The following is an 11,514-nucleotide window of genomic DNA, read 5'->3' on the forward strand; positions in this document are numbered from 1 at the left end:
AGCGAGCCGCCTATTATGTCAGGCTTTTCGTTTCCGTCAACACCTTTTTTCGAGGTGGTTGACGTCGTTTCGTGGTCCCGGTCACTGGTGTGATCGGCGCCGTGAAGCGAGGAAGCGAATTCTAGACATCTTTGTGAAAAGCGCAATCACTTTTTGCTGCAGAGCGGAAAAAAGGGGGCTACGAGCCGATTCGGCAAAGTCTGTGCCTCAGCAGCACTGTTCTTCTGGCCAAGACAGCGTGCCGACCCGACCGCTGCACCCGTTGGCGCAACCAGGCACACCCAATCAGATGCCTGGGCCACAATGCGGATTGATCCTTCCTCTTGCCAGATAGATGACACCACCCGCTTCCCGCTCCTTCGTGCGTGACCTTTCGCTGCCGGCGGTGGTCGCCGGTTTCATCACTGTCCTGGTGGGGTTCGCCAGTTCTGCGGTGATCGTGTTCCAGGCCGCGCAGGCCGTCGGCGCGGGGCAGGCGGAGATCGCGTCGTGGATGTGGGCGCTGGGCTTAGGCATGGGCGTGACCTGCATTGGCTTGTCGCTGCGCTACCGGATGCCGGTGGTGACGGCCTGGTCCACCCCAGGCGCGGCCATGCTGGTGGTCGGGGCCGGCGCGCTGCCGCTGTCTGACGCTATTGGTGCCTTCGTCCTGGCTGCGTTGATGGGTGCGTTGGCCGGCTTCTCCGGCGTGTTCGAGAAGGCGATGCGGCGCATCCCGGTATCGCTGGCCTCGGGCATGCTGGCCGGGGTACTGCTGCGCTTTGGCCTGGATGTCTTCGTATCGGTGGAAACGCAACCGCTGCTGGTGCTGCTGATGTTTGCCACCTATCTGGCCGGGCGGCGCTGGGTACCGCGCTATGCAGTGATCGCGACCTTGCTGGTCGGCGTGGCAGTGGCCAGCAGCCAGGGCCTGATGCATGTGGAGAAGCTGCAACTGCAGATGGCAGTGCCGGTCTTCACCCTACCTACGCTGTCATGGGCGGCGGTGTTCGGCATCGCCCTGCCCTTGTTCATCGTGACCATGGCCTCGCAGAACGTGCCCGGTGTGGCGGTACTGAAAGCTTCCGGTTACGACGCGCCGATATCGCCGGTGGTCGGCTGGATCGGCGTGGTCAACACGGCGCTTGCTCCGTTTGGTGGCTATGCACTGAACCTGGCCGCCATCACCGCGGCGATCTGCATGGGTCGCGACGTCCATGAGGATCCGGCGCGGCGTTACACCGCGGCGGTAAGTGCCGGTGTGTTCTATATCGTGGTTGGCCTGTTCGGGGCGACGGTGGCAGCGGTGTTTGCGGCCTTCCCCAAGGAGTTGATCGCTACCCTCGCCGGCATCGCCTTGCTCGGCACCATCGGCAATAGCCTGGCGGCGGCGATGAAACAGGAAGCAGAACGTGAGCCGGCGCTGGTGACCTTCCTGGTCACCGCCTCGGGGCTGTCCATGGCCGGTATTGGCTCGGCGTTCTGGGGCCTGGTGGCCGGTGTGATCACGCTGCTGGCATTGCGGCGCTGAAAGCCGCTGGGGTTGAAGCCGTGGCCGGTGCTGGGGTGCCGGGGTTGTCTGTCCTTCCAAACGCCGCCTCTCCTCACCCCCACCCCCGCTCCCCAACCCGCGCTCCGCGCCCCAGCCTTTGCGCAAGGGCGTTCAAGGGTCCACCAACCATCGGTTCGTGAACCGTCCCCTTTCACCCCGCAAGGGGAAAGGGGCTTTGAAGCTTAGAGCGGCTTTACTTCGAATACCTGCTTGAGGGTGTGGCGACCGCCCGGTGCCAGCTCGATCACGTCCGGGCCGACGTTGCCGGCTTCGACGCAGACATAGGTGCGCCACGCAGCACCGATATCGTCCATCTTGGCCGCACCGGCTTCGCCGGCATTCCAGAGCACCGCGCTGCGGCTGCCGCTGGTGGTGATGTCGATGCTGCGCTTGAAGCCCGGGTCACGCAGCACGTAATGGCCACCCGCCTGGGTATAGATGCGGTCGCTACGGCCCGGGTCACGGGGATCACGCAGGTTCCAGTCGCCCTTCTGCACATGGGCGTTGCCGCTGTCGAGCTTGTCCAGGTAGGTAAGGCCATCCAGGCCCGCCACATCCACGTTCAAGGCATCACTGACGTTGAAGTAGTTGTGCAGCGCCTGGGTGAAGCTGGTGGACTGGCTGCCGGTGTTCTCGGTGATCAACTCCTGTTCCAGGGTGCGGCCGATGCGCACCACCATCTGCAGGCGCAACGCCAGGTTGTCGAGAACGGGCGGCGCCAGGGTCAGCACAACGCTGCCGTCGGCCTCGCGCCGCGCATCCCGCAGCTGCCACGGCAGCGTGCGCACGAAACCATGCGACGGCACGTCATTGCTCTGGCCCTGCCGCGAGAAGTACGGCCAGCACACCGGGGCGCCACCACGGATCGGCGTGGGCGGTTGCTTGGCGCTGGGCGAAAGCCACATCACGTCCTGGCCGCCAGCGGGCACGAAGGAAAGCAGCTGGCCGCCAAACACGCTGATGGCTGCCGTGGAGAACGGTGTCTCCACTTTCCAGGCGGTGAATCCCTTGAAGTCGCCTGTACTCAGGCCCTGCACATCCTTCATTGAAACGCTGCTCCGTACGATCGGTGATTGGACAAGTTGCGGGTAATTGCCCGGTAACGGGAAAGCGGTGGGCTGGGCTGGCTTGGCTGCGCGTAATGCCTGCAGGATGCGGGTGCCGGCGCGACCATCGGCGTTCTTCCACCCCAGCCGTTGCTGTTCGGCCTGGATGGCACGCCGGGTGGCGGTGCCCACCATGCCGTCGGCGCTGCCGATATCGTAGCCACGGGCAAGCAGCAGGGTCTGCAGCTCGCGCCGCTCATCGCGGCCGATGCCGGGGTCGTCGGTGGGCCAGGCCGCACTCAGGCCGCGGCCTCCGCGCAGCTGATCAGCCAGGGTAGCGATGGCCAGCGCGTAGCTCTCGGCGGCGTTGTAGGAGTAGATCGCGTCGTAATTGCGGAACACCAGCAGTGCCGGGCCCGTCGCACCGGCCGGCAACAGCAGCGCGGCATTGTTGTCATCGGCGATGGCCGGCACCTGCAGCGGTTTGCCATCGGCCAGGGTGATACCCAGCGCGCGCCAACCCGCCAGCGGCTTGCGCTTGGTACGGCCGGCGAGTGCCGCATTGAAGCCGGCCGGGATGCGTACTTCCACGCCCCAGGGCTGGCCGGTACGCCAACCGGACTGTTTGAGGTAATTGGCGGTGGAGGCCAATGCGTCAGGAATGCTGGCGACCAGGTCGCGGCGGCCGTCGCCATCGCCATCCACCGCAATACGGGCGTAGGTCGAGGGCATGAACTGGGTATGGCCAAAGGCGCCTGCCCAGGAGCCAGTAAGGCCGCTGGGGTTGAGGTCGCCCTTGTCGATCAGCTTGATCAAGGCCAGCAGTTCGCCCTTGAAGAACGGTTGGCGGCGGCCGTTGCAGGACAGGGTGGCCAGCGACTGCAGCAACGGGCGCTTGCCGAAGACGCGGCCGTAGTCGCTCTCCACGCCCCAGACCGCGACGATGGTGGCCGGATCGACCCCGTATTGCGCACTGACCTGATCCAACACACCGCGATGCTGGGTAAGCAGCGCGCGGCCATCGGCAACGCGACGGCTGTCGACCAGCGCCGCCAGATAGTCCCAGATGGGAGTGGTGAACTCGGGCTGCGCGTCCAGCAGCGGCAGCACGCTCAGGTCCGGGCTGATGTCGCGGAAAATCTGATCAACGCGCTCGCCGCTGACACCCTGGGCAACGGCACTGCTTTTGAGCCCGGCACCGCAACTGCCAAAGTCGCCGATGGCGGCTTGTGCATTGGCGCCCAGCACAAGCGCGATCAGGGTAGTGCCTGCGCGCAGCAGGTTGGTTGGTTTCATCCGCCAGCTCCTTGCTTGAGCCTCGATGATAAGCGCTGCGGGGTGAGTGCCACGCCTGCATGCGATCGGTCGCTAGCGGACCCCTGCAAACGCGACGATGGGCAGCGCTGTCATCAGCCAAGCGCATCCAGGTAGTACCAGCGGCCATCGATACGCTGGAAACGGCTGTGCTCTGTCATTTTCACCGCGCTGCCGCCACCGATACGGTAACGGGCGACGAATTCCACTTCCGCCGTCTCCGCGCCGGTCAGCTGATGACGCTTTACGGCCAGGCCCAGCCATTGCGTGCGCTGCCCAGGCGCATCGTCCAGCAGCAAGGTTGCCGGGCGTGTGTCCGGGTGCCAGCTGCGCAACAGGTAGTCGACGTCCTTGCTGACATAGGCGCTGTAACGCGAACGCATCAAGGCCTCGGCATCGGGCGCGGCCTGGCCGTCGTGGTAGCGGCCACAGCACTGGCTGTAGCGCTGTGGCAGCCCGCAGGGGCAGGGGCTGTTGGCTGAAATCTGCATGCCGGCATTGTCGATCAGTCGCGCTCGGCTTCCAAGCCTGCGGCTGCCACGGTTGGCGCGTATGCTGGCGCGCCCCCGTGCCGTGGAACCGCCATGCTGGAACTGTTGCCACCCGAACTGCCCTGGTTGCTGGTGATCGCCTTCATCGCCGGTCTGGTGGATGCGGCGGTGGGCGGCGGTGGCCTGATCCAGCTACCCGGCCTGTTCACCACCCTGCCCCAGCAATCACCCGCTGCCTTGTTGGGCACCAACAAGTTCAGCTCGATGTTCGGCACCGGCGCCTCGGCCTGGCGCTATGCGCGATCGGTGCGTTTTCCGTGGCGCCCGGTGTTGCTGGCCGCTGCCGCTGCGTTTGCCTGCTCCTTCCTCGGTGCCACGGCGGTGACCTTGCTGTCCAAGGACGCAGTGCGCCCGCTGGTGCTGACGCTGTTGATCGTGATGCTGGGCTACACCCTGGCCAAGAAGGACTTCGGTGCGCTGCACCGGCCCCGTGACGTCGGCCGCAGGGAGTTGACCATCGCGGTGGTGATGGGCGGGGTGATCGGGTTCTACGATGGGTTCTTTGGACCGGGCACCGGCAGCTTCCTGATCTTCCTGTTTGTGCGCTTCTTCGGGCTGGACTTCCTGCGCGCCTCGGCTGCCTCCAAGGTGGTCAACCTGGCCACCAATGTCGCGGCGCTGTCCTTCTTCATCCCCAGCGGCAACGTGCTGATGGCGGTCGCCGTACCGATGGCGGCGGTCAACGTACTGGGTGCGGTGGTCGGCACGCGGCTCGCCCTTCGCGGTGGCACCCCGTTGATTCGCAAGCTTTTTGTGGCACTGGTGGTGGTACTGATCGCACGCATGGCCTGGGATACCTTCACCCAGGCGTGAAGCAACCTGCACATTGGTAAATTTCGCGTGCTGGCAATTTGCAATGGACGTCACATAGTGGCGCCAGGATGGCCAACAGGACGGCACCGTGAATAGTCGCTACAGGGTTGCAACTCTGGTCTTGATTGTCGGCGCTGTGCTGGCCTGTGTACCGGTCATCTATTCCCTGCATCAAGCACGCAAACAGGCCATCAGCGACAAGTACGTGTTGCTGGATGACGTGGCCCGTTATCTCCAGCAACAGATACACACCAGCGTGGCGATGCTGGCGCAGTTGCGTCAGGAAATGCAGCACAGCGGCGATCCCCCCTGCAGCCCTGCAGGGATCGCCCGCCTGCAACGTTTCAGCCTGACCGCGCCGGTCGTGAAAGGCACGTTGTATGTGCAGGACAACCGTGTGCTCTGCTCGTCGAACGGAGCGCTCATGCAGGGAATGCAATTGGGGCCCGCGACGATGGACGGCCCAACCGGGGTCAATATCCGCAGTGGATTGCAGGTACCCGGTGTGGAGGGACGCCAGTTCCTGTTGCTTGAGCAGGATGGCTTGGGCGTGGTGGTGGACCCTGTCGCCATGCTGGTACCGTTTCAGCGACCTGACCTGGCCCTGGGGTCGTTCAACAGCCGCACCGGGGTCTATACCGCCCGTTACGGCAATGCCTTGGATAGCTGGATAGCACCTGGCACTCCCGATGATTCGCTCTCGCACTTCATCGATACCCAAAATGGCTATCTGGTCGCACGCCGCGTGATCCGCCACAACGGCGTGGGCGTGATCGTTGCCACCCCGCTGTCCGCCATCGACAAGCGCACCGCAAAATTCGTGCATTGGTTCATTCCTATCGGCGTGCTCGCCGGGGCCTTGGTGTTGGGCATTGCATGGTTGCTGACACGGCGCCATGTTTCCGCCCGCGCGGAGTTGCTGGATGCCATCAACAAGGGGCATCTGTTCCTGCTCTACCAGCCTGTGTTCGACCTGCAGGACGGCACCTGCATCGGTGCCGAGTCACTGCTGCGCTGGCGGCACGAGGACGGCACGGTGGTGCCGCCGGATCTTTTTATTCCCTTTGCCGAGGATGCCGGCCTGATACAGCTGCTGTCCCGACGCGTGATGGAACTGGTACAGCAGGACATGAAGGGACTGCTACGCCAGCACCCGCGTTTCCGCATCGGCATCAATCTTTCACCGCGTGACCTGCAATCGGCGCAGACACCGCTGCTGCTGGCGGCAATGCAACGCGCCATCGGTACTGGCTATGGTCGTTTCGTGGTGGAAGCCACCGAGCGTGGCCTGCTGGAGGAGGCCAGCGCATTGGACGTGGTCAACGCCATTCGTGCGCTCGGTATCGAAATCGCGATTGATGACTTCGGCACCGGTTATTCCAGCCTTGCCTACCTTGCGACCTACCCGTTCGACATCCTCAAGGTGGACAAGAGTTTCACCTCTACCGCCTGCACCGAGGCGGTAACCAGCCAGGTCGCCACGCACATCATCGATCTGGCGTGCAGCCTGGGCATGCAGACCTTGGTGGAAGGCATTGAAACCGAGGAGCAGGCGACGTTCTTCCGCAACAAAGGTGTCGTCTACGGACAGGGCTATTACTTCGGCCGGCCGATGCCCGCCAGCGAGCTGGCCGACTTCCTGCCACTGCACTGCCGCCCCGGCCAACACGCCGCGCCGCTCACCGAAGTGGAACCTGTTGCCCCCCTGCAACCGCGACCCAGCTGACGTCAACTCGCCGCAGCCCATAGCTTGATCTGGCGCAATGCAGGGCTGGCTGGAAAGACCGAAGCTATCGGTGTCGCGGCAGCGCCGCAATCCGGGAGCAGACCATGCAACACGATTTCAACGGGCGCGTAGCCCTGGTGACGGGCGCGGCCTCTGGTATCGGTGAGGCCGTGGTACGGCAACTGGCCGCTGGCGGTGCCCAGGTACTGGCGGCCGATATCGACGGCGACGCCGCCACCGCGGTGGCGCTATCGCTGGGCGAGCGGGTACAGGCGCTGCAGGTGGATGTAAGTGATCCCGACGCGGTGCGACAGATGGTGCAGGCCTGCCAGGAGCGCTTTGGTGGGCTGCACCTGGCGGTCAACAATGCCGGCATCGGCGGCGCCAGCCTGCAGACTGCGGACTACCCGCTGGAGGAGTGGCACCGCGTGCTTGGCGTCAATCTGCACGGCGTGTTCTATGCGATGAAGTACGAAATCCCCGCCATCCTGGGCAGCGGCGGAGGGGCCATCGTCAACATGGCCTCCATCCTCGGCACCAATGGCTGGGCGGGTTCGGCCGCCTACGTCGCGGCCAAGCACGCACTGGTGGGCATGACCAAGAGTGCGGCGCTGGAATACTCGGCCCGCGGGCTTCGGGTCAACGCGGTGGGGCCGGGCTTCATCGATACCCCCTTGCTGAAGGGCATGGACCCGCAAGCCTATGCCGGATTGGTGGCACTGCATCCGGCCGGCCGCCTGGGTACGGCCGAAGAAGTGGCCGAGTTGACCTGCTTCCTCCTATCGGACCGGGCCTCCTTCATTACGGGCAGCTATCACCTGGTTGATGGCGGCTATTCATCACGCTGATCTGTTCATTTGTGACCATCGGTTCGCATTAAGTCTGCAACTTGCGACTTTTCCGCTTGTTTGCTCCTAACGAATTGCTTACAAATCGACTACGCCCGTCATGGTGGCGGGCAGTAGTCCGGCAATCACCAGGAGCATTCGATGACGTCGTTTTCGCCCCGGCCCAACCGCCTGACCCACGCCCTACGCTTCTCCCTGCTGTGCCTGCTGCCTGGCGCTGCCTTCGCGCAACAGACCGCCGACACCACTCCCAAGACGCTGGACAGCATCCAGGTCACCGGTACCCGCATCAAGAAAGCGGAACTGGAGACCCAGGTTCCCGTGCAGGTCCTCACCCGCGAAGCCATCGAGCGCACCGGCTACAGCTCGGTGGCCGATGTCGTGCAGCACCTCACCGCCAGCGGCGCCTCGCTGAGCACCAAACTCAACTCCAGCGGCAACTTCGGCTTTCCACCTGATGGTGGTGGCGTCGGCGCTGGCGCCGCTACCGTGGACCTGCGCCACCTCGGCCCCAAGCGCGTGCTGGTGCTGGTGGACGGCATCCGCTGGGTCAACGAGTCCTCCGGCTCGGGCGTCGGCTCATCGGTGGACTTGAACACCATCCCGCTGGCCATCGTGGACCGCATCGAAGTACTCGAGGACGGCGCATCCTCGATCTACGGCTCCGACGCCATCGCCGGCGTGGTCAACATCATCACCAAGAAGAATGCCGATGGCGGCCACGTCGAGGTGCAGTACGGCGACTACAACCTCAAAGGTGGCGACACCAGCAGCATCGACTTGAGCTTTGGTGGCAGCAGCGACCGCGCGCAGTGGATCGTCGGTGCCTCGTGGTTCAAGCAGAAAGAAATCGGCTCTTCCGAGTACAAGTGGGCCACCGAACCGGTACCCGGCACGGGACTGGCCAACGGCAGCTCGGCCACGCCCGGCGGCCGCACCGTATTCGCGCCACCGGACGGCAACAACACCTACGGCGGCCTGTGTCCGCTGGGCAAGGACGCCGCCGGCAATCCCATTCCCGGCTCGGCAACCTGCAACATCACCTTGCCCAACGGCGCCAGCTTCGGCGGTGCGGCCGGGTTCCCGGATGACTTCATCCAGTTTGGCACCGCCAACCGCTACAACTTCGCACCCAACAACCTGCTGCTGACCCCGAACGAGCGCAAGTCGGTGTTCGGCCAGGTGCGCTTTGAATTCAGCGCCAATGTCAGCGGCTGGTTCCGCGGCCTGTACAGCGAGCGCGAGTCGGCCAACCAGGCGGCACCCGAGCCGATCTTCCTGGGCACCGACGCCGGCGTGTACAACGACTGGGCCGAAACCAAGCTGGTGATCTCGGCCAACAATCCGTACAACCCCTTCGGTTTCGACCTGACCACGATGGGTGCCAATCCCAACCTGTTCCTGCTAGGCCGGCGACCGGTTGAAGGCGGCCCGCGCCGTTACGAACAGGACGTAAAAACCTGGTACGCCGCCGGCGGCCTGGATGGTGTGTTCGAGGTCAACCAGCGCACCTGGAACTGGGACATCAACGCGATGACCAGTGAAAGCAAGGCCACCCAGACCAATACCGGCAGCTACAACATCAAGCACATCAACCAGGCCCTGGGCGACCCTGCGGCCTGTGCCGCAATTGCTGGCTGCGTGCCACTGAACCTGTTCGGCGGCCCCGGCACCATCACCCCGGAAATGCTGGCCTGGATCTCGCCCATCGTGCGTGACCGCAGCAAGAACACGCTGTCATTGGGATCGGCCAACCTGACCGGCGAACTGTTCGACATGTGGGCCGGACCGTTGTCCTTCGCCGCCGGTGCGGAATGGCGCCGGTACAAGGGTGAGTACCATCCCGACCCCATCACTGTGGCCGGCGAATACAACGGCGTGCCGTCGGGCGTGACCATCGGCAGCTATTCGGTGAAGGAAGCCTACGTGGAGTTCGATGTGCCGCTGGCGCGCGAAGGCTTCTGGGGCAAGAGCCTGGACCTGAGCATTGCCGGCCGCTATTCGGACTACTCCACCTTCGGTGGCACCGGCACCGGCAAGATCGGCCTGCGCTGGCAGCCGGCCGATGAACTGCTGCTGCGCATGTCCTATGCACAGGGTTTCCGCGCGCCCTCGATCGGTGAGTTGTACGGCACCTTGAGCCGCTTCGATGCAACCATCGTCGATCCCTGCAACAACGCTGCATCGACCACGCCCAAGTGTGTCGCCGACGGCGTACCGCCGGGCTATGAGCAGGCCAATCCGCAGATATCGGTAGTCACTTCCGGCAACCGTGACCTGGAACCCGAGGAAAGCCGCTCGTTCATGGCCGGTGCGGTGTGGAGCCCAAGTTGGGCCGAAGACAGCAGCTGGGCCAGCCGCCTGGACCTGGGTGTGACCTTCTACCGCCACACCATCGACAAGGCGATCCAGGCCCCCGATGCCCAGGCCATCATGGACCGCTGCATCGACACCCGTGATGCAACCGCCTGCGCCAGCTATACCCGCAATGATCGCGGCCAGATCATCCGCTTCGAGGACATCCTGGCCAACCTGGGCACGATCAACACCAGCGGCTGGGATTTCAGCGCGCACTGGCTGCTGCCGGAAACCGGCTGGGGCCAGCTGGGCTTCGACTGGAAGGCCACCTGGGTAACCCGCTACGAGTTGGTCAATGAATCCGGCCAGCCCGAACCCAAGGGCCCGGGGATTGAAACCAATGACAGTGCCATCCCCGAGTGGAGCTCGACGCTGACCACCAACTGGGACTACCGCAACTGGAACGTGAACTGGACGATGCGTTACATCGACCGTCTGCGTGAAAGCTGCGCCGGTGCCAACGGGTTTGCGATCTGCACCGACAGTGTCGCCGATCAACATTGGCTGGGAGCGACCACCTACCACGATGCCCAGGTCAGCTGGCGCACCGATGCATGGATGAAGGGCGTGAAGTTCAGCCTGGGCGTCAACAACGTGTTCGACAAGAACCCGCCGATCTGCCTGAGCTGCACGCTCAACGGCTATGACCCGGGCACCTATGACCTGCCGGGCCGTTACACGTACGCCAAGCTGAGCATGGATTTCTGATGGCTTGAACGACCAAGGGAGCCAGACGGCTCCCTTGGTCTTGAGCTTCGCGGCTTATACCGCTGCTACCGAAATGTCAGCGCAGGATGGCGCCGGCCAGTGCCATCAGCAGCAATACCATCACCGGCAGCATCGACAAGCCAAAGCCAAGCGCGCGGCTGGCCGGTGCGCTGACATAGGCACGCCAGTAGATGAAGCGACCGATCAGATAGACCACGCCGATACCGGCTACCCATTCGGCTGGCCAGAAACGTGCAGCGATGAGCATGGAGGGCAGCAGCGCCACCATCAGCTCCAGGGTATTCATCTGCACGCGGTACACGCGTTCGAAACCTTCATTGCCGGTAACAGCTGGCGCCTTTACGCCGTACTTGCCGCGGGCGCGTCCAACCATGGCGCCGAAGAACAGGAATTGGGCAACGACCAGCATTGCGACGATTTCTACGTAGTGCATGGGAACTCCGCTGCGGATCCTTTGTGGGATCTGTGGAGGGTAGCAAGACGCGGCCAAGGCCGGTGAGCGGCAAGCTGTTGCTTGCGCTTGCTTGCTCGCTTGTGCGCTTGTGCTTTTATGCCGTCATTCCCGCGAAGGCGGGAATCGCTCTGGCTCTTGCCTTAC

Annotated in this window: 8 protein-coding genes; 5 read left to right on the forward strand and 3 right to left on the reverse strand. The window is 64.0% G+C overall.

Annotated features, from left to right (window positions below; translation table 11 throughout):
- The first annotated feature begins 334 nt into the window (after positions 1-334).
- On the forward strand, positions 335-1,510 hold the full coding sequence (locus tag RT460_RS06580) for a benzoate/H(+) symporter BenE family transporter (RefSeq protein WP_313317918.1): 1,176 nt from the start codon (positions 335-337) through the stop codon (positions 1,508-1,510).
- Between the two features lie 203 nt (positions 1,511-1,713).
- Here the strand turns inward: RT460_RS06580 and RT460_RS06585 are convergent, their stop codons facing one another.
- Together RT460_RS06585 and RT460_RS06590 are read right to left on the reverse strand one after the other, a co-directional pair.
- Complete coding sequence (locus RT460_RS06585; protein ID WP_313317919.1) at positions 1,714-3,873, reverse strand: lytic murein transglycosylase; 2,160 nt, start codon at positions 3,871-3,873, stop codon at positions 1,714-1,716.
- 113 nt (positions 3,874-3,986) lie between these two features.
- Positions 3,987-4,382, reverse strand: a complete 396-nt coding sequence (locus tag RT460_RS06590) for a YchJ family metal-binding protein (RefSeq protein WP_313317920.1) — start codon at positions 4,380-4,382, stop codon at positions 3,987-3,989.
- 93 nt (positions 4,383-4,475) lie between these two features.
- On the opposite strand from RT460_RS06590, the gene RT460_RS06595 reads away from it, so the two are divergent.
- The 4 genes from RT460_RS06595 (at position 4,476) to RT460_RS06610 (ending at position 10,895) form a co-directional block, all read left to right on the forward strand.
- Positions 4,476-5,255, forward strand: coding sequence for a TSUP family transporter (locus RT460_RS06595; RefSeq protein WP_313317921.1), 780 nt, complete (start codon positions 4,476-4,478; stop codon positions 5,253-5,255).
- An 88-nt stretch (positions 5,256-5,343) separates the two neighbouring features.
- Positions 5,344-6,981: an EAL domain-containing protein gene (locus RT460_RS06600; RefSeq protein WP_313317923.1), complete on the forward strand. Its 1,638-nt coding sequence runs from the start codon at positions 5,344-5,346 to the stop codon at positions 6,979-6,981.
- Between the two features lie 104 nt (positions 6,982-7,085).
- Entirely contained in the window at positions 7,086-7,829 is a 744-nt protein-coding gene (locus RT460_RS06605) for an SDR family NAD(P)-dependent oxidoreductase (protein WP_313317924.1), read from the forward strand.
- Positions 7,830-7,970: 141 nt separating this feature from the next.
- The gene (locus tag RT460_RS06610; RefSeq protein ID WP_313317925.1) at positions 7,971-10,895 is read left to right on the forward strand and encodes a TonB-dependent receptor; all 2,925 of its coding nucleotides are present in this window, start codon (positions 7,971-7,973) and stop codon (positions 10,893-10,895) included.
- A gap of 76 nt (positions 10,896-10,971) precedes the next feature.
- Here RT460_RS06610 and RT460_RS06615 read toward each other — a convergent pair whose 3' ends face one another.
- On the reverse strand, positions 10,972-11,349 hold the full coding sequence (locus tag RT460_RS06615; protein WP_313317926.1) for an MAPEG family protein: 378 nt from the start codon (positions 11,347-11,349) through the stop codon (positions 10,972-10,974).
- Between the last annotated feature and the right edge of the window lie 165 nt (positions 11,350-11,514).

Origin of the sequence: Stenotrophomonas sp. (assembly GCF_032061965.1) — a bacterium.
Lineage (GTDB): Bacteria > Pseudomonadota > Gammaproteobacteria > Xanthomonadales > Xanthomonadaceae > Stenotrophomonas.

Coding starts and splice junctions, on each gene's coding strand:
- RT460_RS06585 (WP_313317919.1), bottom strand. CDS start 3,873: ATGAAACCAACCAACCTGCTGCGCGCAGGCACTACCCTGATCGCGCTT.
- RT460_RS06595 (WP_313317921.1), top strand. CDS start 4,476: ATGCTGGAACTGTTGCCACCCGAACTGCCCTGGTTGCTGGTGATCGCC.
- RT460_RS06605 (WP_313317924.1), top strand. CDS start 7,086: ATGCAACACGATTTCAACGGGCGCGTAGCCCTGGTGACGGGCGCGGCC.
- RT460_RS06590 (WP_313317920.1), bottom strand. CDS start 4,382: ATGCAGATTTCAGCCAACAGCCCCTGCCCCTGCGGGCTGCCACAGCGC.
- RT460_RS06610 (WP_313317925.1), top strand. CDS start 7,971: ATGACGTCGTTTTCGCCCCGGCCCAACCGCCTGACCCACGCCCTACGC.
- RT460_RS06580 (WP_313317918.1), top strand. CDS start 335: ATGACACCACCCGCTTCCCGCTCCTTCGTGCGTGACCTTTCGCTGCCG.
- RT460_RS06615 (WP_313317926.1), bottom strand. CDS start 11,349: ATGCACTACGTAGAAATCGTCGCAATGCTGGTCGTTGCCCAATTCCTG.